This is a genomic window from Marinospirillum sp., assembly GCF_044810985.1.
Taxonomy (GTDB): Bacteria; Pseudomonadota; Gammaproteobacteria; order Pseudomonadales; family Halomonadaceae; genus Marinospirillum.
In genome coordinates this window covers 2,061,292-2,085,530 of the sequence record NZ_CP085242.1, presented here as the reverse complement: position 1 = coordinate 2,085,530, position 24,239 = coordinate 2,061,292, and the positions used below count along the sequence as shown (strand labels likewise).

Annotated in this window: 19 protein-coding genes; 8 read left to right on the top strand and 11 right to left on the bottom strand. The window is 54.1% G+C overall.

Annotated features, from left to right (window positions below; translation table 11 throughout):
* Nucleotides 1–42: 42 nt before the first annotated feature.
* Nucleotides 43–2,328, bottom strand: coding sequence for an EAL domain-containing protein (locus tag LG323_RS09770; RefSeq protein ID WP_404415472.1), 2,286 nt, complete (start codon nucleotides 2,326–2,328; stop codon nucleotides 43–45).
* Between the two features lie 28 nt (nucleotides 2,329–2,356).
* On the bottom strand, nucleotides 2,357–2,731 hold the full coding sequence (locus LG323_RS09765; protein WP_310695976.1) for a translation initiation factor Sui1: 375 nt from the start codon (nucleotides 2,729–2,731) through the stop codon (nucleotides 2,357–2,359).
* Between the two features lie 91 nt (nucleotides 2,732–2,822).
* On the opposite strand from LG323_RS09765, the gene LG323_RS09760 reads away from it, so the two are divergent.
* The 3 genes from LG323_RS09760 to LG323_RS09750 are packed head-to-tail and all read left to right on the top strand — an operon-like array spanning nucleotide 2,823 to nucleotide 5,967.
* Entirely contained in the window at nucleotides 2,823–3,737 is a 915-nt protein-coding gene (locus LG323_RS09760) for an acyltransferase (RefSeq protein ID WP_310695975.1), read from the top strand.
* Nucleotides 3,738–3,797: 60 nt separating this feature from the next.
* Nucleotides 3,798–5,561 carry a putative bifunctional diguanylate cyclase/phosphodiesterase gene (locus LG323_RS09755; RefSeq protein ID WP_404415468.1) on the top strand — a complete coding sequence of 588 codons (1,764 nt, stop codon included), beginning with the start codon at nucleotides 3,798–3,800 and terminating at the stop codon, nucleotides 5,559–5,561.
* Nucleotides 5,530–5,967 (top strand): group II truncated hemoglobin, encoded by a 438-nt coding sequence (locus tag LG323_RS09750; RefSeq protein ID WP_404415465.1) that lies wholly within the window; start codon nucleotides 5,530–5,532, stop codon nucleotides 5,965–5,967. The genes LG323_RS09755 and LG323_RS09750 overlap by 32 nt, the downstream gene beginning before the upstream one ends.
* Before the next feature lie 171 nt (nucleotides 5,968–6,138).
* On the opposite strand, the gene fba is transcribed toward LG323_RS09750, so the two are convergent.
* From fba to LG323_RS09720, 6 genes are all read right to left on the bottom strand, one after another.
* Nucleotides 6,139–7,203 (bottom strand): class II fructose-bisphosphate aldolase, encoded by a 1,065-nt coding sequence (fba, locus tag LG323_RS09745; RefSeq protein ID WP_404415462.1) that lies wholly within the window; start codon nucleotides 7,201–7,203, stop codon nucleotides 6,139–6,141.
* Between the two features lie 38 nt (nucleotides 7,204–7,241).
* A complete protein-coding gene (locus tag LG323_RS09740; protein WP_404415459.1) occupies nucleotides 7,242–8,405 on the bottom strand; it encodes a phosphoglycerate kinase in 1,164 nt (387 codons plus the stop codon).
* Nucleotides 8,406–8,426: 21 nt separating this feature from the next.
* Nucleotides 8,427–9,461 carry a type I glyceraldehyde-3-phosphate dehydrogenase gene (locus LG323_RS09735; protein ID WP_404415456.1) on the bottom strand — a complete coding sequence of 345 codons (1,035 nt, stop codon included), beginning with the start codon at nucleotides 9,459–9,461 and terminating at the stop codon, nucleotides 8,427–8,429.
* A 90-nt stretch (nucleotides 9,462–9,551) separates the two neighbouring features.
* Nucleotides 9,552–11,738, bottom strand: coding sequence for an OsmC domain/YcaO domain-containing protein (locus LG323_RS09730; protein WP_404415454.1), 2,187 nt, complete (start codon nucleotides 11,736–11,738; stop codon nucleotides 9,552–9,554).
* 204 nt (nucleotides 11,739–11,942) lie between these two features.
* Entirely contained in the window at nucleotides 11,943–13,949 is a 2,007-nt protein-coding gene (tkt, locus tag LG323_RS09725) for a transketolase (RefSeq protein ID WP_404415451.1), read from the bottom strand.
* A gap of 243 nt (nucleotides 13,950–14,192) precedes the next feature.
* Entirely contained in the window at nucleotides 14,193–14,450 is a 258-nt protein-coding gene (locus LG323_RS09720) for a hypothetical protein (protein ID WP_404415448.1), read from the bottom strand.
* 237 nt (nucleotides 14,451–14,687) lie between these two features.
* Between LG323_RS09720 and metK the strand changes: the two genes are divergently transcribed.
* The 4 genes from metK (at nucleotide 14,688) to LG323_RS09700 (ending at nucleotide 19,893) form a co-directional block, all read left to right on the top strand.
* Nucleotides 14,688–15,905, top strand: coding sequence for a methionine adenosyltransferase (gene metK, locus LG323_RS09715; protein WP_310697855.1), 1,218 nt, complete (start codon nucleotides 14,688–14,690; stop codon nucleotides 15,903–15,905).
* A 6-nt stretch (nucleotides 15,906–15,911) separates the two neighbouring features.
* Nucleotides 15,912–18,050, top strand: a complete 2,139-nt coding sequence (locus tag LG323_RS09710; protein ID WP_404415445.1) for a hypothetical protein — start codon at nucleotides 15,912–15,914, stop codon at nucleotides 18,048–18,050.
* 35 nt (nucleotides 18,051–18,085) lie between these two features.
* Complete coding sequence (locus LG323_RS09705; protein ID WP_404415442.1) at nucleotides 18,086–18,430, top strand: zinc ribbon domain-containing protein YjdM; 345 nt, start codon at nucleotides 18,086–18,088, stop codon at nucleotides 18,428–18,430.
* A gap of 107 nt (nucleotides 18,431–18,537) precedes the next feature.
* Nucleotides 18,538–19,893 carry a Fic family protein gene (locus LG323_RS09700; protein WP_404415440.1) on the top strand — a complete coding sequence of 452 codons (1,356 nt, stop codon included), beginning with the start codon at nucleotides 18,538–18,540 and terminating at the stop codon, nucleotides 19,891–19,893.
* A gap of 10 nt (nucleotides 19,894–19,903) precedes the next feature.
* Here the strand turns inward: LG323_RS09700 and phrB are convergent, their stop codons facing one another.
* From phrB to LG323_RS09685, 3 genes are read right to left on the bottom strand one after another with little or no spacing between them, the layout of a single operon-like run.
* Entirely contained in the window at nucleotides 19,904–21,358 is a 1,455-nt protein-coding gene (gene phrB / locus LG323_RS09695; RefSeq protein WP_404415437.1) for a deoxyribodipyrimidine photo-lyase, read from the bottom strand.
* Entirely contained in the window at nucleotides 21,358–22,224 is an 867-nt protein-coding gene (locus tag LG323_RS09690) for a MerR family transcriptional regulator (protein WP_404415435.1), read from the bottom strand. Before LG323_RS09690 ends, phrB begins: the two co-directional genes overlap by 1 nt.
* A 48-nt stretch (nucleotides 22,225–22,272) precedes the next feature.
* Entirely contained in the window at nucleotides 22,273–23,232 is a 960-nt protein-coding gene (locus tag LG323_RS09685; RefSeq protein ID WP_404415432.1) for an NAD(P)/FAD-dependent oxidoreductase, read from the bottom strand.
* 110 nt (nucleotides 23,233–23,342) lie between these two features.
* Between LG323_RS09685 and LG323_RS09680 the strand changes: the two genes are divergently transcribed.
* Nucleotides 23,343–24,227, top strand: coding sequence for a TIGR01777 family oxidoreductase (locus LG323_RS09680; protein WP_404415429.1), 885 nt, complete (start codon nucleotides 23,343–23,345; stop codon nucleotides 24,225–24,227).
* Nucleotides 24,228–24,239: the final 12 nt, after the last annotated feature.

The following is a 24,239-nucleotide window of genomic DNA, read 5'->3' as shown; positions in this document are numbered from 1 at the left end:
TTGCAAAAGTGAGCCGTTATCCGATCTGGTGCAATATTTATCTTAACCCTTCAAACGCGCCAGTAGCTGTTCAGCTGGTTCAGGCTTGCCGTAGAAATAACCCTGATGAAGGTTGCAACCCAGGGAGTGGAGGAAGTCACGCTGTTCCGCCGTTTCCACACCCTCGGCCACCACCGACAAATCCAGATGGTGAGCCACCGCCATCATGGTTTCCACCAGCAAGGCATCACTCGAATCATCGGGTAAATCCTTGACGAAAGAGCGGTCGATCTTCAGCTCATTGATCGGCAGCTTTTTCAGATAGGAAAGTGAAGAATAGCCAGTGCCAAAATCATCAATTGAAAAACTGACGCCCAGATCCTGGAGTTTGATCATGCGCCGCGATGACTGAGTGAAATCAGTAATCAAAAGGCCTTCGGTCACTTCCAGGGTCAAGTGCCTGGGGTTGGCCCCGGTTTCATCCAGCAGGCTGCGTACCCGGTCGACAAAGTCCGGGCTGCGGAACTGGCGCGGGCTGATGTTGACGGCAAAGTAGAGTTCCGGGTGCTTGGGCATTAACAGCAGGGTTTGCTTGAGTACCCACTCACCCAGAGGAAGAATCAGTCCCGTATCTTCAGCCAGGGGGATGAAGGCGTCCGGGGGTACGATGCCTTTTTCCGGATGAGCCCAGCGCACCAGGGATTCACTGCCGTAAATCACACCGTCACGGTTGGTTTTGGGTTGCAGATAAAGTTGAAACTGTTCCAGCTCCAGGGCTTTGCGCAGCTCACCTTCCAGCTCGAAGCGATCCTCGACCTGGGCCTGCATACTGGGTTCAAAGCTCCGCCAGGTGCTGCGTCCGGCTTCCTTGGCAGCATAAAGGGCAATATCGGCTTCTTTCAACAGGGCGTTGAAGCTGCTCTTGTTGCTACTGAAAAAGGCCGCACCCAGACTGCTACTGAGCAGAAATTCACCACTGTCTGGCAGTTGCAGTGGTTGGGCCAGGGCCGCCTGGAAAAGCTCCAGACGCTCGCGCAGATTTTGTTCGGCCTGATCCCGACTGTTCGCCTCCCAGTCAACCAACAGAAGCACGAATTCATCGCCACCAAAACGAGCCAGAGCTTCATGGTCGTTCAGCAGGTCGGTCAGGCGATGGGCCAGGGCAATCAGAAGTTGGTCACCTGTGGAGTGCCCCCTGGCATCATTGATGTTTTTGAAGTGATCCAGGTCGATGATCACCAGAGCGGCAAGTGAGGTGTTGCCTTCAAGCTCACGGACAGTTGCTGCAAACTTTTCCTGAAACAGATAGCGGTTGGGCAGGTTGGTCAGGGGGTCAAAATAAGCCAGAAACTTGATGCGCTGTTCATTCTCATGGCGCTCGGTAATGTCCCGGCTGATACCCAGTACACCCATGAATTCCTGCTTGCTGTTTACCAGAGGTGCTTTCAGTTTATCCAGCAAGCGGTCACTGCCATCCGGGAAACGAGTCCATTCTTCGGTGTGCACGACCTGGCGATTGGCCAGAACCTGGGTGTCCGTCTGGTGAAAAGCTTTGGCGTGTTTGTCTTCAAACAGCTGATAGTCGGAGCTGCCAAGAATATCTTCAGGCTCTTTGCCCACATAGTGCGCAAATTGTTCATTGCAGCCCAGGTAGTTGCCATTTTTGTCCTTGAAGAAAATCAGGTCGGGAATCGAGTTGAGCAAAGCTTCCAGCATGGTGGTCTGATCCTGAAGCTTTTTCTCGGCCCTGCGGCGGTTTAGGATGTTCCAGATCAGTAAAGAAATCACCAGAAGCTGGGTGGCGATGGCCATCCACATCAGTTGAAAGTTGCGCTTCTGGGATTCGGCAAGGGCCTGGTAACGCTGCTCGGCCAGTTGCTCCAGGCGATCCTTGTATTCAATAATGCTGGCTTCAGCAATTTTCTTGCCGGTAATATCAATGATTACGGAAAAAAGAAGGGTTTCACCTTCATCAGTTTTCATGGGCCAGGAGTGTACTTCCACCGTGCGGATTTCACCCTTGGCAGTGCGGTGCGGAAAAACAAAATAATTACGATCTTCCTGGTGGGCTAGTTGCCTTTCCAGAGCAACATCTTCAGGGTCGAGAGCATTGATCTCCTGAATTTTCATGCTTTGCAGTTCGTCAATGTTGTAGCCATAGAACTCGGCTGCGGCCTGATTGGCTTCACGTATCTGGCCGGACTCAGGGTCAATGACCAGCATCACCGCACCATACTCCTCAAAAAAGCGTGCTGGCAGTTGCGAGGCCAGGATCTGCCCGGTTGCCTGGGTGAGAATAAAACCCGACAGGCCGATAATGAGGGATACCAGAAGAATTTTGACTTTCACGCTTGCTCTCTTATTGTTTTAAAGACAACTAACCACCGGCCAGTTTGACCTTGAAGCCCTGGGCCTCCAGCAAAGTTCGCAGGGTTTCACGCTGGTCGCCCTGAATTTCTATAACATGATCTTTCAAAGCACCACCGGTTCCGCAGCGTTTTTTAAGGCTGGCAGCCAGTTTTTTCAGTTCTGCCTCAGGGAGAGGAATGCCACTGATGGTGGTGACTCCCTTGCCCTTGCGACCGGCGGTCTCGCGGCGAATGCGCACTATGCCATCAAGCTCTGCCAGACGCTGGTTGTCAGCAATTTCATCACAGCGACAGTCCGCTTTTGCTTCGCGACAAGCGGGACAGAGGTCGCCTTGCTCGGTAGAATAGACCAGGCCGCTGAGTTGGTCTTGTAAAGATGCCATCACGACTCCTCAAAAGTAACATATTTTGGGTAGGGACTAGCTGCTTTTTATCAATTTCTTAATCAATCAGAATAACGCCTCGAGGCTAAAGATGCGACACCTGCTGACTGGACTCATGACCTCTACCCTGTTGTTATTAAACACTCTGGTGGGTCTGGTTCCCATGATGTTTTTTGCACTGCTGAAGCTGTTGATTCCCCTGGCCTGGGTCCGGGATCACTGTTTTGAAGCAGTGCGCTGGATTGCCAGCACCTGGGCGAGCATCAATGTCTGGATTTTTCGCCATTTAACCCCGACCTATTGGGATGTAAGAGGTCAGCAGCAGCTCAGCCGCAGCCAGTCGGTGCTGGTGATCAGCAATCATCAGACCTGGGTGGACATCCCCGCTCTGATTGCAGCCATTCATGGCAAGGCACCCTTCTTTACCTTTTTCCTGAAACGTGAGCTTCTCTATGTTCCCTTTCTGGGGTTGGCCTGGTGGGCACTGGAATACCCCTTCATGCGCCGTTTTAGCAAAGAACAACTGGCCAAGAAGCCGCATTTGCGGGGCAAAGATCTGGAGATCACCCGCAAGGCCTGTGATCGCCTTCAGGGGCGTCCGGTTTCCCTGGTCAACTATCTGGAAGGTACGCGTTTTACGCCCGCCAAACACGCCAGACAGAACTCACCTTACCGCTACCTGTTGAAGCCCAAATCCGGGGGAGTGGCTTTCACTCTCAAAGCCATGGGGCATCAGCTGGACAGTCTTCTGGATGTCACCCTGGTTTATCCGGGCAAAAGGCCGCCCACCTTTTGGGAGCTGCTCAGCGGTCAGGTGGGTCAGGTCATTATTGATCTTGAACACCAACCTTTACCGGCCCGTATGTGTGAAGGCGATTATCAGGAGGACCGGGAGTTCCGCAAAGAGTTTCATGCCTGGATTGGCGACATCTGGCAGCGCAAGGACGAAAAAATCGCCCAGTTGCGCCAAGAGCTGGAATCCAACCCGGAGAGTCAGAGTCAATGACAGGGCAAGCAATAGCTGTTAATTTAATACCTTGTTAAAAGGATGAAAAGGGAGTGGGTCATGAGTGCTGGACAGCAGGAATTCAATGCAATGGAAACCATGAGCAACCCTTTGTTGGCGGCACTGGCCAACCGGATTCGCCATGCTCTGGTGATCACGGATGCTGACAAACGGATTGTTTATGTCAATCCGGCTTACCAGAAACTGACGGGCATTAGTGCTCAGCAGGCTCTGGGACAAACAACCGACTTGAATCATTCGGGTCGCTATAACCCGGACTTTTATCGCAAAGTCTGGGAGGGTCTGGAGCAAAACGGAATCTGGGAAGGCGAGCTCTGGGATTATCGTCGCGATGGTACCGCCTATTTGCAGCATCTGAGTCTGGAAGCCATTAAAGATGCTGAGGGCCGGGTTCAGAACTTTTTTGCCCTCTTCAGTGATTTGTCGGAGCAACTGCACAGCACCGCCGAGCTGGAACGCCTGACCCATTATGATCCCCTGACGGATCTCCCCAATCGCATTCTGTTTCGCGATCGCCTGGGGCATGAATTCAATATTTCCAATCGCCACCATTCACGCACCGGCCTGGTGTTGCTGAATCTGGATCGCTTTAAAATCATTAATGACGCCTTTGGCTTTTCCGCAGGTGACAAGCTGCTGGTGGAAATATCACAACGCCTGCAGGGTGGAATCCGGCGCACCGACTTGCTGGCGCGTCAGGAACACCGCCAGGAACGGGATGCCGACCTGATTTCACGCATGGGTGGCGATGACTTTTCCTTTATCTTAAGTGAGCTGAGAAGGCCGGATGATGCCGGTATTGTAGCCGAACGTCTGTTAAGCTGCCTGGAAGCGCCCTTTTATGTCGGCGATGAAGAGATTTATATTTCCGCCAGTCTGGGCCTGGCTGTTTACCCGGACAATGCCGATAACGAAGATGCACTTTTGCAATGCGCGGAATCGGCATTGAAAAAAGTCAAAAAAGAAGGCAAGGGCGGTTATCGCTTCTTTGCTGAAGACCTCAATATCAGCAGTGCCAAACGCGTGCGTATGGAAGCACGGATGCGCAATGCCATAGCCAATAAGGATTTTGTCCTCCATTACCAGCCCAAGCAGGATTTGAACAGCGGTCAGATTACCGGTATGGAAGCCCTGATTCGCTGGCCAACAGACGAAGGAATGATCACGCCCGGTGAGTTTATTCCTTTGGCGGAAGACACCGGCATGATCAACCCGCTGGGTCGCTGGATACTTTTTCAGGCCCTGAGCGATGCCGTTCTGGCCAGCCAGGCTGTTGGCTACCCACTGCAGGTTGCGGTCAACCTCTCCATGCGTCAGTTTCATCGTCCGGGCCTGAGTGCCATGGTCGCGGAAGCTCTGGCGGAAACCGGCATTCAGCCACAGCAGGTGGAGCTGGAAATTACCGAAAGCATGGTCGTGGATAAAGTCGATGAGGCCATCGCTACTATGCACAGCCTGAGAGAACTGGGTGTGCGCCTGGCGATTGATGATTTCGGAACCGGCTATTCCTCCATGGCTTACCTGCGCAATTTCCCCGTCAACACCCTGAAAATTGACCAGACCTTTGTCAGTGACCTCAACTCCAGTGAAAGCAATACCAGTATTATTTCTGCAGTCATTGGACTGGGTAAGGGCCTGGGCATGAAGGTGGTGGCCGAAGGGGTGGAAACACAAATGCAGAGAGATCTGTTGGAAAAAGCCGGTTGTCACATCGGCCAGGGTTATTATATTGGTTATCCCGTTCCCTTGAATGAATTAATCGAGTTGCTCAATGCCTCCGACAAAACCCCAAAAAATTCTTGATCCTCTTTCCCAGCGCTACTTTGGCGAAGAGGATGTTTCCTATCAGGCGGCGGGTGGCGAGGCGGGTATTCGCCAACTCTGCAAAGCCTTTTACCGGGCCATGGATGAGCTGCCCGAAGCGGCGACCATCCGAGCCATGCACAAGGAAGACCTCAGCGAACTGGAAGACAAGTTGAGCCTGTTTCTGTGTGGTTGGCTGGGTGGCCCGATTCGTTACCGGGACAAGTACGGGCCCATCGTGATTCCCCAGGCGCATGCTCATCTGGATATCGGCCCGGCTGAAAGAGATGCCTGGCTCAAGTGCATGCAGGTGGCGCTGGATCAGCAGGATTACACACCCGAATTCAAAACCTACATCATACAAAGCCTGTGGATGCCGGCAGAGCTTTGTAGGACAAGGGAATAAGGCGTGTGATGTGCCGCCGGGTATCCGGTACTGCTTTATAAGCTCCGGCAGAATTCATTCCTGATGAATCTCTGCACTTCCCACTTCCCTGTGGGTCGGCTGCAACTTCCTGTTGCAGACAGCCTGATAAGAAACAACCAGACACCCAGATCAGATGCCTGGAGAGGGGTATCAGTTGATGCGGGGTTCCAGTTCGCCACTCAGGTAGCGTTCGGTCATTTCATCCAGGCTCAGAGCACGCAGTTTGCTGGCATGGCCGGCAGTACCGAAGGCTTCATAGCGATTGATGCAGACTTCGGCCATGGCATGCTGGGAAGCTTTCAGGTATTTGCGTGGATCAAATTCAGCCGGGTTTTCCGCTAGGAAGCGACGCACAGCCCCGGTAGAGGCAAGACGCAGGTCCGTGTCGATGTTGACCTTGCGAACCCCGTGCTTGATGCCTTCAACGATTTCCTCAACCGGCACGCCGTAGGTTTCAGGAATCTGGCCGCCGTGTTCATTGATGATTTCCAGCCACTCCTGGGGAACGGATGAAGAACCGTGCATCACCAGGTGGGTGTGCGGAATGCGGGCATGGATTTCCTTGATACGGCTGATCGCCAGGGTGTCACCCGTGGGTGGCTTGGTGAATTTGTAAGCCCCGTGGCTGGTGCCGATGGCAATCGCCAGGGCATCCACGCCGGTTTTCTTGACGAAATCCGCGGCTTCCTCAGGATCAGTCAGCATCTGTTCGTGGCTTAACGTACCTTCCGCACCGATACCGTCTTCTTCACCGGCCTGGCCGGTTTCCAGGCTGCCCAGGCAACCCAGCTCACCTTCCACGGAAACACCGCAGGCATGGGCCATTTCTACCGTACGACGTGTAACCTCGACATTGTATTCGTAGCTGGTCGGTGTTTTGCCATCCACGTCCAGAGAGCCGTCCATCATCACGGAACTGAAGCCGAGTTGGATGGAGCGCTGGCAGACACTGGGGCTGGTGCCGTGATCCTGATGCATGCACACGGGAATATGCGGAAATTCTTCGATGGCAGCCAGGATCAGGTGGCGCAGGAAGGGCGCCCCGGCGTATTTGCGGGCACCGGCAGAGGCTTGAACAATCACTGGAGAGTCCGTGCGGTTGGCTGCTTCCATGATGGCGCGCATCTGTTCCAAATTGTTGACGTTAAAAGCCGGAACGCCATAGCCGTGTTCAGCGGCGTGGTCCAGCAGTTGGCGCATGGAGATCAGGGCCATGATTGATTACCTTTTTGGTTGATTACTTAATTAAATAATTATTTCCTGGCTGCGGCTTCCAGGGCTGCGACAGCAGGCAACACCTTGCCTTCAACATATTCCAGGAAGGCACCGCCCCCGGTGGAGATATAGGAAACCTGGTCGGCAATGCCGTACTTGTCTATGGCGGCAAGGGTATCACCCCCACCGGCAATTGAGAAACCTTCGCTTTCAGCAATGGCTTTGGAAAGCACCTGGGTGCCGCTGCTGAATTGCTGGATTTCAAAAACACCCACAGGGCCGTTCCAGAGGATGGTGCCTGCATCCTTCAGCAGGGCAGCCAAGGTGGCCGCGGATTGGGGGCCGATATCCAGAATCATCTCGTCTTCGGCTACCTCATCGGCTGACTTGATGGTGGCTTCGGCATTTTCAGAAAACTCCTTGGCGACTATGACATCAGAAGGCAGTGGAATATCCACTTTGTTGAGCAGAGCTTTGGCCTGATCCAGCAAATCGGCTTCGTACAGAGATTTGCCGACAGGTTTGCCCGCTGCGGCCAGGAAGGTATTGGCAATGCCGCCGCCGACAATCAGCTGGTCGCATTTGTCGGACAGGGAGTTGAGCACTTCCAGCTTGGTGGAAACCTTGGAGCCACCGACAATGGCCACCAGGGGGCGAGCCGGTTTGGCCAGGGCTTTTTCCAGGGCTTCCAGTTCAGCAGCTAGCAAGGGGCCAGCGCAGGCAACGGGAGCAAAACGCGCTACGCCATGAGTGGAGGCTTGGGCGCGGTGAGCAGTGCCGAAGGCATCCATCACGTAAATATCACAAAGAGCAGCGTATTTTTTCGACAGTTCTTCGGTATCTTTCTTTTCACCCTTGTTGAAGCGTACATTTTCCAGCAGCACGACTTCGCCTTCGGCCACTTCTGCTCCACCCAGGTAGTCTTTCACCAGCCGAACATCCTTGCCCAGCAAACCGGAAAGGTGCTCGGCCACTGGGGCGAGGGAATTCTTTTCATCCACAACCCCTTCTTCAGGGCGACCCAGGTGAGACATCAGCAACACTCTGGCTCCTGCTTCCTGAGCAGCCTTGATGGTGGGCAGACTGGCGCGGATGCGGGCATCGGAAGTGACTTTGCCTTCCTTGACGGGCACGTTCAGATCTTCACGAATCAATACGCGCTTACCTTTCAAATCCAGATCGGTCATCTTGGTGACTTGCATGGGTGATCCTCTATCTTTTTATCAGTGTTTGGAAGGGGTTGTGTTCAGCCAGTGAATGGCAATATCCAGCATCCGGTTGGCAAAGCCCCATTCGTTATCAAACCAGCATAGAAGCTTGACCAGACGTTTGCCGGAAACCCGGGTCTGGGTGGCATCAATAATGGCAGAGTGGGGGTCATGGTTGAAATCCACCGAAGCATGAGGCTCTTCGGTATAGCCCAGAATTCCCTTTAAAGGGCCCAGGCTGGCCTGCTGGAGCAATTGGTTGATTTCACTCACGCTGGTGTCGCGCTGAAGGCAAAGAGTCATATCCATCGCTGAAACATTCAAAGTGGGAACGCGCAGATGCAGGCTTTCCAGGCGGCCATCCAGATGCGGTAACAGACGGCTGACACCACGCGCCAGGCCGGTATCCACAGGAATGATGGAAGCCATGGCCGAGCGGGTCAGGCGCAGATTGTTCTGGTGATAGGCATCACTGACCGGCTGATCATTCATGGCAGAATGGATGGTGGTGGTGGTGCCGTGTTCAATGCCAAAGGTTTCGTCCAGCAGTTTCAAAACCGGAACCACACAATTGGTGGTGCAGGAACCGGCGGAAATGACCTGCTGATCAGGACTCAGCTCCTGCTGGTTGATGCCGTAAATAATGGTGGCATCCACATCCGCCTCGGCAGGCTGGGAAAACAGCAACTTGCCGGCACCGGCCTGGAGATGGCGTTCCGCCGTGGCGCGATCCTTGAAACTGCCTGAGCATTCCAGCAACAAATCAATGCCCAGCTGCTGCCAGGGCAGGTCTTCCGGCTCTGAATGGGAGAAAATATTGACCGGTTGATCATTGATCAATAACTGCGAGTCGCGGGTGGTCACCTGACCGGGAAAGCGGCCATGAATAGTGTCATAGCGGGTCAGATAGGCCACGGTTTCCAGATCGGACAGCTCATTCAGCGCCACCAACTCCAGGCCCCGGCAATCCTGACGCTCGATAAAAGCACGCAGAATGCATTGGCCGATACGGCCATAACCATTGATTGCCAAACGCGGCGGCTGGGGCATAAGAGGGTAAACGCCTTTCCCAAGTGAATGAGTGAAATCGTGTCTGCAAACGCCTATTTTCCCGCATCCGGCGGGAAGTCGCAAACCTCTTTAGTGGGAAGTGTTGGCTGCCCGTGCCGCATGCAGTTTTTTGTAGCTGTCGATCAGGCGCTGATGGCGATCCAGCCCTTCCAGTTGCAGGTTGGTCGGGGTCAGGCCGTAAAAACGAACCTCTCCTGTAACAGAGCCAACAGCCGCCTGCAGGGTTTCCTGACCATACATGCGCCCCAGGTTGTGCAGAAAGTGCTCCAGTTGCAGCTCCTCATCCAGGGTGATTTCCAGCACGGCCTGAACAGCCCGATAAAACAGGCCGCGCTCCACCGTGTTGGTATTGAATTGCAGAAAGGTTTCCACGCCTTCCAGGGCTTCTTCATGTTGCCCCAGTGCCAGTTGAATCAGCAGTTTCAATTCCAGAATCGTCAGTTGGCCCCAGGGGGTGTTGTCATCAAATTCAATGCCGATCAGGGTGACAATATCCATATAAAGATCGAGCTGGCTTTCTTCCAGACGCTCCAGCAGATCGATCAGTTGTTCATCGTTTAAACGGTGCAGGTTAAGAAGGTCTTCGCGGTAATTCAGTGCCTGATTGGTGTTGTCCCAGATCAGGTCATCCACCGGGTAGATTTCTGAATAGCCGGGCACCAGAATCCGGCACACGGGGGCGCCCAGGTCTTCATAAACCGCCATATAAGTTTCGTAACCAAGCTCTTCCAGAATGCCAAATAGAGTGGCGGCTTCTTGTTCATTGTTTCCTGAAAAATCCCATTCGCAAAAATCGTAATCTGCCTGGCTGCTGAAGAAACGCCAGGAAACGACCCCGCTGGAATCAATAAAGTGCTCAACAAAGTTGTTGGGTTCGCTGACTTCCATGCTATTAAAAGTTGGCGGTGGCAGGTCATTCAGCCCCTCAAAACTACGGCCTTGCAGCAGCTCGGTCAGGCTGCGCTCCAGCGCCACCTGAAAACTGGGGTGGGCACCAAAGGAGGCAAAGACACCGCCGGTTCGTGGATTTATCAGGGTGACGCACATCACCGGAAACTGACCACCCAGCGAAGCATCCTTGACCAGCACCGGAAAGCCCTGGTCTTCCAGTGCCTGGATACCGGCCTGAATGCCGGGGTATTGAGCCAGAACCCTGTCCGGCACATCCGGCAAAGTCAGCTCGTTTTCGATAATCTCTTTTTTCACCGCCCGCTCGAAGATTTCCGACAGGCACTGCACCTGGGCTTCCGCCAGAGTATTGCCCGCACTCATGCCATTGCTCAGGTAAAGGTTTTCGATCAGGTTAGAAGGAAAATAAACCGTCTCGCCATCGGACTGACGCACATAAGGCAGGGAACAGATGCCGCGATCCCTGCGCCCGGAATTGGTGTCATACAGATGCGTGCCCAGCAGCTCACCCTCCGGGTTATAGATGGACAGGCAATGCTCATCCAGAAGCTCAGCAGGCAACTCGCCGTCGGCGCCGGGCTGAAACCAGCGCTCATTGGGGTAGTGGACAAAATCGCTGTTGGCGATGTCTTCCCCGAAAAACTGATCGTTATAAAAGAAGTTGCAGTTCAGGCGCTCGATAAACTCACCCAGCGCCGAGCAGAGCGCCGCTTCCTTGCTGGAACCCTTGCCATTGGTGAAACACATGGGCGAAGCCGCATCCCGCACATGCAACGACCAGACGTTGGGCACGATATTGCGCCAGGAAGCAATTTCAATCTTCATGCCCAGATCTGCCAGCAACTTCGACATCCGGGCGATGGTTTCTTCCAGCGGCCGATCCTTGCCTTCAATCCAGGTCTGGGCGTCACCCTGAGGTGCAGCCATCAACAAGGCCTGAGCATCTTCATCCAGATTCTTGACGGTTTCGATCTGGAATTCCGGGCCGGTTTGCACCACCTTCTTGACCGTGCAACGCTCAATCGAACGCAGAATGCCCTGACGATCCTTGTCCGACAGGTCTTCGGGCAGCTCGACCTGAATCTTGAAAATCTGGTTGTAGCGGTTTTCCGGATCAACAATATTATTCTGCGACAGACGAATATTCTCGGTGGGAATATCGCGTGCGTTGCAGTAAACCTTGACGAAATAAGCCGCACACAAGGCCGAAGAAGCCAGAAAATAATCAAAAGGGCTGGGCGCAGAGCCGTCACCCTTATAACGAATCGGCTGATCGGCCACGACGGTGAAGTCATCAAACTGGGCTTCAAGCCGAAGCTTGTCGAGAAAATTAACCTTGATTTCCATGAGGGGAGCCTGCGTGGGTAAAAATGAGAGCCGAAAGGCTGATGGCGGCCATTATCCATATTTAGCAGGCGTGCGTCTTGGGTAGTGGCTTATGAGCCGAATAATTACCCTAATCGGCTCACTTTTTGAGCCAAAAAAGCGGAGCCTCTGGCATTCAGCCCAAGGCTCCGCTTTTTATTGCTACGACTGGCTTTAATTCAAGCCTCAGTCGTCAATATTTTCCAGCAGTTCTTCAACGGTGTTGACCACATTGTCCACGGTGAAGCCGAATTCCTCGAAAAGCTGTCCGGCGGGTGCGGATTCACCGAAGGTGTCCATGCCGATGACTGCACCTTCCAGGCCGACGTACTTGTACCACCAGTCCTTGTGGGAAGCTTCGATGGCAATGCGGGTGCCGACTTCGGCAGGCAGTACCTGCTGACGGTAGGCTGCATCCTGCTGTTCGAAAACATCACTGGAGGGCAGGCTGACCACACGGATTTTCTTGCCTTTTGCAGTCAGCTGTTCTGCTGCGCGCATGGCCAGGCTGATTTCTGAGCCGGTGGCAATCAGCAGGGCTTCGGGTTCACCGTCACAATCCTTGAGGATGTAGCCGCCACGGGCAATATCAGCCAGCTGTTCGTCACTGCGCTCCTGGTGAGGCAGACCCTGACGCGAGAAGATCAGCGCGGTGGGGCCGTCTTTGCGTTCCAGAGCGGATTTCCAGGCGACGGCGGTTTCCACGCCATCGGCAGGACGCCAGACACTCATGTTGGGGGTGCCGCGCAGGTTGGCGAGTTGTTCAATCGGTTGGTGGGTGGGGCCATCTTCACCCAGGCCGATGGAGTCATGGGTGAAGACTTCAATGTGTTGCTGCTTCATCAGCGCAGCCATGCGCAGGGCGTTACGAGCGTATTCCATGAAGATCAGGAAGGTGGCACCGTAGGGAATGAAGCCACCGTGCAGGGCGACACCATTGATGATGGCCGCCATGCCGAATTCCCGCACACCATAATGGATGTAGTTGCCGGAGAAGTCGTCACGGGTAATCGCCTGGGCACCTTTCCAGAAAGTCAGGTTGGATGGAGCCAGGTCGGCAGAGCCACCCAGCAGTTCGGGCAGTTCCGGGGCCAGTTCATTGAGGACATTCTGACTGGCCTTGCGGCTGGCGACGGTTTCGCCTTTTTCCTGCAGGTCTTTGATGTATTGGCTGGTTTTTTCCGCAAAGTTGGCAGGCAGGTCACCCTGGATGCGGCGCTGGTATTCAGCCGCCAGCTCCGGGTGGGCTTGCTGGTAGGCCTCAAAACGCTGCTTCCAGCTTTGTTCGGCTTGCTGGCCTTTTTCCTGAGCATTCCATTCAGCCGCGATGTCTTCTGGAATTTCAAAAGGTTCGTGATTCCAGCCGAGTTCCTTGCGGGTCAGAGCCACTTCATCATCACCCAGCGGAGCACCGTGGCAGTCTTCCTTGCCACCCTTGTTGGGGGAACCAAAACCGATCACGGTTTTACAGATAATCATGGAAGGACGTTCTTCGTCCTGACGGGCGGTTTCAATCGCGGCCTTGATTTCATCCGGCTTGTGACCGTCAACCTTCAGTACCTGCCAGCCATAGGCTTCAAAACGCTGGGCGGTGTTGTCGGTGAACCAGCCATCCACTTCACCGTCAATGGAGATGCCGTTGTCGTCATAAAAGGCAATCAGTTTGCCCAGACCCAACGTACCGGCCAAAGAGCTGACTTCATGGGAAATGCCTTCCATCAGGCAGCCATCACCCATAAAGGTGTAGGTGTGGTGGTCAACGATTTTGTGACCGGGGCGGTTGAACTGGGCGGCCAGGGTTTTCTCGGCCAGCGCCATGCCCACGGCATTGGCCAGACCCTGACCCAGAGGGCCGGTTGTGGTTTCCACGCCTGGGGTGTAGCCGTATTCAGGGTGGCCTGGAGTTTTGCTGTGCAGCTGACGGAAGTTTTTCAGGTCTTCAATTGAAAGATCGTAACCGGTCAGATGCAGCAGGGAATAAATCAGCATGGAGCCATGACCATTGGAGAGCACAAAGCGGTCGCGGTCAGCCCATTCAGGATTCTGTGGGTTGTGTTTCAGGTAGTCATTCCACAGCACTTCGGCGATGTCTGCCATGCCCATGGGTGCGCCGGGGTGGCCGGATTTGGCTTTTTGCACGGCGTCCATGGCCAGCGCACGTATGGCATTGGCACGATCAAAACGTGAAGTCATGGGTGTTGCTCTCCTCACCTAGGTTTTTTTGCTCTGCAGGGGTTAAGAAACCTCTGATAACTATTGCGCTTGCTTATGCTGTGTTGAAATTGTCCTCAAAATGCTCATTTACTAGCTGTAAACTCCGCTTTTTCGTTCAATTTCGCCTTGCCTAACCTGCGCTCATTACGTTAATCAGAGGCTCCTTTAAAATAGTGCGCTATTTTCCCGCATCTTCTCCTGAGTAGCAAATTCCAGCACCCATTAATGATGAAAGTGCATTCTGGCAGGAAGTCGATGACGCCAGCGCAGCAGGTAAGACTTAACCGATTCCTTGATGGTTTCGCCAGTTCCCAGGGTTCTCTGCACCAGGCCATCCTGAATGATCAGGTGATTCGGGCATTTGGGACAGGTCTGCTTGTTCAGGCTTTCCAGTTTGGCGGTGCCTTCCCGGGGAAAAAATTCCAGATCGTTAATGAAGGCTTGCCACTGTTCTTGAGCGATACGTAGATGTCTTTGCATGGATACTTCTCCTTGATTATTTAAGGGGTATTCTAGTGGGATGTTTATAGCCTTACAGTTTAAAGCTGTATAAAAAGTGTGACTTTAAGGCGAATAAACCCACGACTGGTTACGACCCTTAACTCTCAGGAGATAAAGGGTTACTCAAGTTCATGTGGTTTTTTCCTGTGCAAGCCTTGCCCCGGCTGGGTAGAATGGTTGCAATATTTTAAAAGCAATCAGGAGTTGTAGGCGGTTATGAGCGAATATTCCTTGTTTACATCCGAATCTGTTTCCGAAGGTCATCCCGACAAACTGGCCGATCAGATTTCTGATGCGGTGCTGGATGCCCTGCTGGCCCGTGACAAGCATGCCCGTGTGGCCTGTGAAACCCTGGTGAAAACCGGTGTGGCCGTGGTGGGTGGCGAAATCACCACCAATGCCTGGGTGGATCTGGAAGATCTGGTGCGGGGCGTGATCAAGGATATCGGTTACACCTCATCCGATGTCGGCTATGACGGCGACACCTGCGGGGTGATCAACATCATCGGCAAGCAGTCGGTGGATATTGCCCAGGGTGTGGATCGCCAGAAACCCGAAGATCAGGGGGCCGGTGACCAGGGCCTGATGTTTGGCTATGCCTCCAATGAAACCGATGTCCTCATGCCTGCCCCCATCACTTTTGCGCACCGTCTGGTTGAGCGTCAGGCCGAAGTCCGCAAAAGCGGTCAGCTCAACTGGTTGCGCCCGGATGCCAAGAGTCAGGTCACCTGTCGTTATGAAAACGGCAAGGTGGTGGGTATTGATGCAGTTGTCCTCTCGACCCAACACAACCCCGAAGTATCGCAGAAGGATCTGAAAGAAGCGGTAATGGAGCTGATCGTCAAACAAACACTGCCTGCCGAGCTGTTGCACAAGGACACCCGGTTCCATATCAACCCCACCGGCAAGTTTGTGATTGGTGGCCCGGTGGGTGACTGTGGTCTGACCGGGCGCAAAATCATCGTTGACACCTATGGCGGCATGGCACGTCACGGTGGCGGTGCCTTCTCCGGCAAGGATCCTTCCAAGGTGGATCGCTCCGCTGCCTATGCCGGTCGTTATGTGGCGAAGAACATCGTTGCGGCTGGTCTGGCCGAGCGTTGTGAAATCCAGGTTTCCTACGCCATTGGTGTGGCTGAGCCGACTTCGGTTTCCGTGAACACCTTTGGCACCGGCAAGATCAGTGACGCCAAAATCATTCAACTGGTGCGTCAGCATTTTGATCTGCGCCCCTATGCCATTACCCGGATGCTGGATCTGCTGCATCCCATGTATCAGCTGACGGCCGCTTATGGTCACTTTGGTCGTGAGCCTTTTGAAAGCAGCTATTCCTGGACCGATACCGAAGGCAAGGAATTTACCGAAAACTTCACCGCTTTCCCCTGGGAAAAAATCGACAAGGTTGCAGCACTGAAAGCGGATGCCGGTCTCTGATTCCTAATGAAGGAGTTGCATAAAGCTCAGGCACCTGCGCTGCTCCCCGTTTTCAGCGTGCTGGTGGCGGGGCATCGGCAGCAGCGCCTGGAACCGGAAGGCATGGCTCCTGAGCAAGCTGTTGCACGCCAGGTGGCCTTGCATGAAAAGATGCAACAACTGCTGATCCAGTTGCGGGAATCGGCAGAACAGGCTTTTTCCGCAGCAGCGGGTATTTATGCCGATACCCAACCGCGAAGTCGGCTCATTACCGGATCGGCAACCGGTACGGATGCCTTGGCTGCGGGTCTGGCCAGGCCCTGCCGGTACGAACTGGACTACCTTCTGCCCCGTGCCAGCCAGGAAGCGGTGGATTCTCCCGAAGCTGCCCGCGGGGTTGCCATGCAAATGCAGCCTGCTGAGGGAGAAGAAGATCTCAGGGAGAGCGAATACCGTCTCAGAGATCGCCTGGGGTTGAGTTTCAGTGATCTGCTGGTGGCTGTCTGGGATGGTGAAGAACCCGGAGGGCTGCAAAGCGGCACCTCCTTGATGATTCGTGAGGCTTTGCTGCGTCGAACACCCGTCTGCATCCTTTATTTGCCCACTGATAGACTGGAACCCCGGCTTTTCTGGCTGGATATGCAGCGGCTTACGGATGCCTGGATCACGGAAATTCAAGTGCTGGGGTGCAATGCAGACCTGCTTTTGCAGGTTTTTGATGAACTGCCCCTGGAGGCTCCTGTCACCCACCAGCGGCTGCATCAGTGGATGGAAGTGTTGTTGGCTCCCTTTCAATCTGCGCTGCAGGAAAACAACCCGGAAGTTGCCCTGCTGAAGCGGATTGAACGCCAGCGTTCAGTGACTCGCTATTTCCTGCAATGGGTTTTCTGGTGGTGCTATCTGCAGGGCTGGCGCAAACAGGTGGCAGAACGTCCCTTGCCGGTTATGGAGTGGATCAAGGGCAGTTGGCTGTGGCTGAATATCATGCTGAATCCACCCCAGAAAAGTCAGCCGCTGCGGCTTGTGGAGATGCTGCACACCGAGGTTCGTCGTTACACTCGCCAGGAACGGGCAATCAACCGTGCTCATGGGTTCTTTTCCAGCCTCGCCAAACTGGATCTGGGTTCCGCCATCAAGTCCCTGTTCCAGCCGCCCTGCAATCAGGGCTATCAGGGCATCAGTTCGGAAGGCCTGACGGATGCCCCCAACCCGATTAAAGAGCCCGATCTGGAAGAGGTCTTCAACTGGTCTGACACCCAGGCCCGGGTTTTTTCCACGCGTTATCGTGATGATATCTGGCTGATCTACTATGCCGCCGCCTTTGCGGTTTTCTGTGCCGTGGCCGGTGCCATTCACCTCTGGCCTGCACCCAGTAGTGGCGTGCCCTTTATCTGGGTCTTGCTGGAATTCATCCTTCTGCACTTTATTGTGCGCCGCGTACTCCAGTCACGCTTTCGCAATTTTCATGGTCACTGGATGAGCTTTCGTTTTATTGCCGAACAGGTGCGCTATCTGCGTCTGGGTTATCCTCTGATGGTTTTGCCTTCCAGCTACTCAACTCCGGTCTGGGAACCGGTGGTGGATAGAGGACGCCGGGAAATCCAGCTCAAGTCAGCTGAAGCCTGGATTCTGCAAAGGGTGTTGGTTGCCGAAGGTCTGCCTCGCAGTGCCAGCGGCCAACCTTTTTATACCCTGACGGCACACAACACCGAAATACTGCAATACGTTCGGGCGGTGCTGGAAGAGCATCGCCACTACTACCACAACAGTTACCACCACCTGCACCATGAACACACCTACCTGCACCGCCTGGCTTTTGGTCTTTTTACCCTGACTTTTGTGGCGGTGACGGTGCATTTTTTCTTTACCCTGCCAGCCATTCTGATTTTTACGGGTTTTTTTCCAGCCTGGGGTGCAGCAATACATGGCATTCTCAGCCAGAACGAGGTGGTTCGCGTTTCTTCCATGGCCGCCCAGGTCTGGAGGGAATTGACCACCCTCAAGGAAGCTTTTGAATTGCATGAGCACCTGTCCGCCCGAGCATCCAACTGGCAAAGAACCCAACAGTTAAGGGAGTTGGTGGAAGCGGCCACGAAAATTCTTTCCAATGAAAACCATTACTGGCGATCCCTTTTTCAACACAACCAGCAGAATCTACCTGCGTAGTGACTGACCAACCACTCAACCACAAGGCTGACTTTATGAGCACTCTCCCTCCCTGTCCCGAATGCGGATCTGAATTCACTTATCACGATGGCATCCAGTATGTCTGCCCGGAATGTGCTCATGAGTGGTCACAGGATGCCGCCGCTGTTGCCGACGACGAAGACACAGCAAAAATCACCGATGCCCATGGCAATCCACTGCAGGATGGCGATAGTGTGACGGTCATCAAGGATCTGAAAATCAAGGGTTCTTCATCAGTGGTGAAGGTCGGCACCAAGGTCAAGAATATCCGCCTGGTGGATGGCGATCATGACATCGATTGCAAAATTGACGGGGTGGGTGCGATGAAACTCAAATCAGAGTTCGTCAAGAAGGCTTGACTGTCTTCGAGCTGGCTTTGCTACTAATTTGATTGATTTTAGTAGAAAAGCAAAGAGTACACCTTTATACTAATTTCAGAATTATTAGTATAAAGGTGTTTTATCTTATGAAATTACCTCTCACGCCTCCTGATCTTGAGGTTTTGCTTCCGGCCCTGACCGGGCCTCAACTCATGCAATTGGTGACTCAACCACTGGGGCCTGGTGACATGAAAGGTCGCTATCTGCACTGGGACAAGTTGAGGCATCTGGTGCCACCCGAAGGCATGACTCCCGAGGTTTACTGGGCCGCAATCAAGCAGACCCGAAAGCGTTTGTATCGCTCGATTCCATTAAAAGACAAAGCTGGAAGCCCTCTGGTCTTCTGTATTCCTGAAACCTTGATGCAGAAGATTCTATGGATTAGCGAGCAAGCTACCGGGTCCATTGAAGGGGATGCGCGAGTGCGTGATCCTAAAACCCGGCAACAGTATCTGATCAGTAGCTTAATGGAAGAGTCGATCAGCTCCAGTCAGTTGGAAGGTGCATCTACGACTCGGCGGGTCGCCAGAGAATTGCTGCGTAGTGGTCGAACACCCCGCGATCACTCTGAGCAGATGATCGTCAATAACTACCGTGCCATGCGTTTTATCCGGGAGTACCGTGAAGAACCCCTGACGCCCTCGCTGGTTTTTGAGCTGCATCGTATTCTGACTGAAGGAACGTTGGAAGTGGATGATCAGGATAAAGCCGGTCATTTCAGGTCATCAGCGGATGATATCTGTGTTTTCTCAAAGGATGATCAGCTTTTGCACGTGCCCCCTGTTGCTGCTGAGCTGGAAGCCAGGTTGAAGGCCTTATGTGTTTTTGCCAATGCTGAAGGCGAGGCCGAGGGTGAGTATATTCCGCCGGTAGTGCGTGCCATTATTGTGCATTTCATGATCGGCTATGATCATCCGTTTGTTGATGGGAACGGGCGTACAGCCAGGGCCTTGTTTTATTGGGTCATGGCCAGGAACAACTATTGGTTGATGGAGTATGTTTCCATTTCCAGGGTGATCAAGCAGGCACCCAGTCAGTACATGAAAGCCTACCTTTACACTGAAACCGATGAAATGGATTTGACCTACTTCCTGGATCACCAATTGAATGTGATCCAGCAGGCGGTTACCGATCTGCATGCCTGGTTGGCTGAAAAGGTACGGGCCTTACGTGAATCGGAAGAAGTGCTTATAGGTTCCTCCTTGCAGGGTCGATTGAATCCCAGGCAGTTGGCATTGCTGGAGCATGCACTCAAGAATCCGGGGCATGAATACACCATCAAGGAGCATCAGCAGGCCCAGGGCGTGGTTTATCAGACAGCCCGGACTGACCTCATGACCCTGGTGGAGCCTTATGGTCTGTTACGCAAAGTTCGTCTGGGCAAAAAAGATGTGTTTATTGCCCCGGCAGAGCTGAAAGAAAAAATCGCAGCGCAGAAGTAGGCTCCTGAGCCTAGTTCTTGATGGCCTGAAAAGCCTGCATGACTCTTTCCCGCGCCGCTTTAAGGTCAATAATGGGTTGGGGATAGCTGGATTCAGCAAACAGATCTGTTTTATCCACAGGGGGTTGGTGGATCTGTTTGCTGTTGAGGTGTTTCAGCTCCGGCACCCAGCGGCGGATAAACTCACCTTCCGGGTCAAAGCGTTGGGACTGGCTGTAAGGATTAAAAAGGCGAAAATAGGGTACGGCATCGGTGCCTGTGGAAGCCGCCCATTGCCAGCCACCGTTGTTGGCGGCCAGATCCCAGTCGACCAGCTTTTCAGCAAAATAAGCCTCACCCAACCGCCAGTCGATCAACAGATGTTTGCTTAAAAACATGGCAGTGAGCATGCGCAGGCGGTTGTGCATCCAGCCGGTCTGGTTGAGCTGGCGCATGGCGGCATCCACCAGGGGAAAGCCGGTTTGGCCTTCTTGCCAGGCTTGAAACTGCTGCTGGACTTCAGGTTGCTCCAGAGAGCGCCAGGCCAGCTTTTCCGTCTCTGGTTTGAAGGCTTTGCCGTGACTGATGCGCGGAAAGCCAACCAGCAGGTGCCGGTAAAACTCGCGCCAGACCAGTTCGGAAACCCAGACACCGGCTCCGGTGTTCTTGTCCATTATGCGGCCCTCACTGGCCTGCCAAGCCGCGGTCAGGCATTGGCGGGGTGACAGCACACCCAGAGCCAGCCAGGCCGATAAGCCACTGGTGCCTTTCAAAGCTGGCTGGTCGCGCAGGCTGGCATAGTCCCTCAGTCCTTCTTCACAGAATTCATTCAGGGCTTGCAAAGCCGTATTTTCACCGGCAGCCCAGAGCTTCTGCAGAGGCTGTTCTGGTGTGGGGAAGTCGGGCAACTCAGGAAGAGGGTCGGGCTTTATCGGGCCGGGAAACTGTTTTGCCGGTGGGGGCAAGGGTTGTAGCTGCGCACTGCTCAGTTGGCTGATCCAGTTGCGATAAAAGGGTGTGAAAACCGTGTAGTAATCCCCTTTGCCAGTGAGTAGTTGTCCGGGTGAAAAAATAACCTGATCGGTAAAGGTGTGAAGCTGAGCCCCGGATTCAGACAGTTTTTGCGCAACGGCTCGATCCCGCTGACGTTCATTCCATTCATACTGCTGGTTGCAATAAACATCACTGATCTGGTGTTGGGCACAGAAATCGGTCAGCTTTTGGGGCACGCCCTGAAAGTCCGGGGTTTCAAGAAACTTCAGGGGAATGTTCAGCGCATTCAGCTGCTGGCTGAGACTCTCAAGGTTGCGCAATAAAAAATGCGCCTGATTACTGCCCAGGCCGTGCTCCAGCCACTGCTGCGGCGTGACAAGAAAAACCGCAATAACGGCTTTTCCTTGGGTGCTTGCTGCCCGACAGGCTTCCACAAGCGCCGGGTTATCATGGCTGCGCAGGTCAGCCCGATACCAGACGAGGGTGGCGGGCATCAGTGGTCCTGGTCTTTGTTCTGAAGCAACTGATGCAGCTGTCTGGAATCCAGCCATTGCATCTGGGGCAGCAGAGGATCGGCAGTCTCTCCCAGGTGGGCCACAGGCAAGGGCTGCTTCTCACAAAAAGCCACTAGTTTGGAGGCATCCACCTGCTGGGGATTGGTGGTGAGGATCAAACGGGGTCGCTGTTGCTGGATCAGGTGAATGGCTTCATCGCTGCTTAAGGGCGTATCCAGCCAGAAAACCCGAAAGTCCAGATCTGCCAGACTTTGCAGGGCAAACAAGAGAGACCAGTCTATTGTCCGGGGCGTACTGAGTGGGAGAAGCAAGAGCTTGGGGCCAGCTAGGGTGGGGCGACGATGATGCAAGCGGGCTCCCACACAGCTGCGTAAATAGCGGGCCAGCAGAGCAGCCGAGGCAGAGTCATCCGGCAGCTGTGCGACCAGGGGTGACAGCAGGTTTTTGACCAACTGGCTGCCCGACCAGCTGGAAAAAAGCTGGCTGTAGAGTTGGTCGAGCTGTTCTTCATCCTGCTGGGTGAGGTTGCGTTGCAGCTCGCTGATCACCTGATCCCAGTCACCTTCTGTTGAACTTTCCAGGGAGGTCTGGGGTGTCTGATCCAGCAGGTCTCCCACCTGGCTGACCGCGACACCCTTGTCCAGCCATTGCAGAACGCGGCGAATGGTTTCTATGTCTTCAGCCGAATACAGGCGATGGCCTTTCGGCGTTCGCTGTGGACAAATAAGGCCATAACGTCTTTCCCAGGCCCGCAAGGTCACGGTATTCACACCGGTGAGACGTGACACTTCGCGTATCGGGTAAAGTGGGCTGGCGCTCTGTTCTTCCACTTCGGCTGACATCATGGTAATTACCTGTGTATTGATTGATCCCGTCAATAGCCAAGGGTATAACTATTGTATAGTCTTTCGCAAGGCCTGTGCCAACTCATGGCCTGACTGCCAGGCTGCTTCGGCCGTGGAGCCTCGGCAGAAGTCGCCACAAACAAAGAGTTGCTGCTCTGCATCTTCCAGAAAACCCTGTTGCAGGTGAGTGGAGACTGAGCCATAAAGCCAGCGGTGAGCATCCAACAGCTGCGGATGAGAGGGTAGCTCGGTGGCCATGTCATTCGCCCAGATGTTGAATAAACGCCGGGCCGCCTCCCCTTTGGGCAAATCCAGGTGCTCTTGACTCCACCGGGGCGTGGCTTCCACCACCCAGCGTTGAAGCTCCGATTCCTGGCCGGGTTTGCTATTCAATAGAGTGGCGCGACGCAAATAACTGCTGGCCGGTTGCAGGCAATTGGCTGTCGGCAGAGAAGTGGACTGCAAAGCAAAATAGGCCACCCAGACAGGATCTTCCTTCACCTGACTGAGTTGTCGCTTCAGGCTGCCTGAAGCCTGGTCAATCAAGGGCAGGGCCTGGTTGGCGGGTGTGGCCAGCACCACCTGGGTGAAAGGCCCCCAGATTTTGCCGGTGGTATCGACCAGAGACCATTGCTGATCCTCAGTGGCCTGTAAGTGGCTGATACAGGTGGCGGTCACCAGGTTCAACCCCTTGCTGTAATGCCGGGTCAAGGCACTCATTCTCGGGCTGCCGACCCAGGAGGGTAGGGTTCCAGCGCCTTTCCAGGGTTGCAGGCAGCCTTCTGTTTCCCACACCCGCAGCTGTTTGGCAAAGTCAGAATGCTGAGCGGTTAATGCCTGGGCTCCCAGATCAAAAGTGCTGTTCAGTTGGCGACGACTGGATAGACGCCCACCAGGGCCGCGGGCTTTTTCAAAAACAGTGACACGTCTGCCTGCCTGAGTCAGTTCCCTTGCACAGGTCAGTCCAGCCAGTCCGGCACCAATAATTGCGATTGCAGCTGAAGTCATCGTCACTTTCTTTTCCGGTGAGCTAGAGTGGTAGATAAAGCTATCTTAGTAGCCTTATCTGTTTTGTTCAAGTATTGTATAGATAGCGTATAAATTATTGGAGGTGCAAGATGCGTGTACTGGTTACAGGTGGCACAGGTTTTATCGGCCAGGCTTTATGCCCGCTTTTGTTGCAGCAGGGGCATCAGGTGGTGCTCTTGACCCGTCAGCTCAAGCCCCGACTGCCGGAAGGTGTCAAGGAATTCGTTAACCAACTGCAGGAGCTGGAAAAAGACTCCATTGAGGCCGTGATCAATCTGGCCGGTGCCGGAATTGCCGATAAACGCTGGAGTGAAGAACGCAAAAAGCGACTGGTCAATTCGCGTGTGGAAACAACCCGGCAACTGGTGAAATGGATGATTACCCAGAACTCGCCGCCCCAGGTGTTGGTGTCGGCTTCGGCTGTGGGTTACTACGGCGAACAGGGCGACCGAATTATCACAGAAGACACGCCACCTGAGCCGGGTTTCACCCACGACCTTTGTGCAGCCTGGGAAGCAGAAGCCTTGCGGGCCGAAGAACAGGGCATTCGTGTTTGTCTGGTGCGCACCGGAGTGGTGTTGGATCAGGGCGGTGGTTCCCTGGCGAAAATGCTGCCTGCTTTTAAGCTGGGACTGGGTGGCCCTCTGGGTTCCGGTCAACACTGGTTTCCCTGGATTCACCGTGAGGATATGGCCAGAATCTATGCCTGGCTGGTGGAAAACAAGCAAACTGGCGTGTTCAATGCCAGTGCGCCGCACCCGGTCAGAAACAGGGACTTCACCCAGGCATTGGGCAGGGCACTCAAACGCCCGGCATTTATGCCCATGCCTGCCCCGCTACTCAAAATCATGTTCGGGGAAATGGCTGAACTGCTTTTGGTGAGCGACCGCATGCAACCCCAGCGCCTGGAAGAAGCGGGGTTTGAGTTTCGTTATCCGAAGCTGGATCAGGCGTTGGAGAGGATATTTAACTGACGGGGATGGCCT

Bases quoted from the DNA above. Each gene is read 5' to 3' on its own strand.
- fba (WP_404415462.1), bottom strand. From the start codon at position 7,203: ATGGCCCTGATCTCCATGCGCCAACTGCTGGACCACGCCGCTGAACAC.
- tkt (WP_404415451.1), bottom strand. From the start codon at position 13,949: ATGACTTCACGTTTTGATCGTGCCAATGCCATACGTGCGCTGGCCATG.
- LG323_RS09750 (WP_404415465.1), top strand. From the start codon at position 5,530: ATGCCTCCGACAAAACCCCAAAAAATTCTTGATCCTCTTTCCCAGCGC.
- LG323_RS09705 (WP_404415442.1), top strand. From the start codon at position 18,086: ATGAGCACTCTCCCTCCCTGTCCCGAATGCGGATCTGAATTCACTTAT.
- metK (WP_310697855.1), top strand. From the start codon at position 14,688: ATGAGCGAATATTCCTTGTTTACATCCGAATCTGTTTCCGAAGGTCAT.
- LG323_RS09700 (WP_404415440.1), top strand. From the start codon at position 18,538: ATGAAATTACCTCTCACGCCTCCTGATCTTGAGGTTTTGCTTCCGGCC.
- LG323_RS09765 (WP_310695976.1), bottom strand. From the start codon at position 2,731: ATGGCATCTTTACAAGACCAACTCAGCGGCCTGGTCTATTCTACCGAG.
- LG323_RS09685 (WP_404415432.1), bottom strand. From the start codon at position 23,232: ATGACTTCAGCTGCAATCGCAATTATTGGTGCCGGACTGGCTGGACTG.
- LG323_RS09760 (WP_310695975.1), top strand. From the start codon at position 2,823: ATGCGACACCTGCTGACTGGACTCATGACCTCTACCCTGTTGTTATTA.
- LG323_RS09720 (WP_404415448.1), bottom strand. From the start codon at position 14,450: ATGCAAAGACATCTACGTATCGCTCAAGAACAGTGGCAAGCCTTCATT.
- phrB (WP_404415437.1), bottom strand. From the start codon at position 21,358: ATGCCCGCCACCCTCGTCTGGTATCGGGCTGACCTGCGCAGCCATGAT.
- LG323_RS09690 (WP_404415435.1), bottom strand. From the start codon at position 22,224: ATGATGTCAGCCGAAGTGGAAGAACAGAGCGCCAGCCCACTTTACCCG.
- LG323_RS09755 (WP_404415468.1), top strand. From the start codon at position 3,798: ATGAGTGCTGGACAGCAGGAATTCAATGCAATGGAAACCATGAGCAAC.
- LG323_RS09740 (WP_404415459.1), bottom strand. From the start codon at position 8,405: ATGCAAGTCACCAAGATGACCGATCTGGATTTGAAAGGTAAGCGCGTA.
- LG323_RS09710 (WP_404415445.1), top strand. From the start codon at position 15,912: ATGAAGGAGTTGCATAAAGCTCAGGCACCTGCGCTGCTCCCCGTTTTC.
- LG323_RS09735 (WP_404415456.1), bottom strand. From the start codon at position 9,461: ATGCCCCAGCCGCCGCGTTTGGCAATCAATGGTTATGGCCGTATCGGC.
- LG323_RS09730 (WP_404415454.1), bottom strand. From the start codon at position 11,738: ATGGAAATCAAGGTTAATTTTCTCGACAAGCTTCGGCTTGAAGCCCAG.
- LG323_RS09680 (WP_404415429.1), top strand. From the start codon at position 23,343: ATGCGTGTACTGGTTACAGGTGGCACAGGTTTTATCGGCCAGGCTTTA.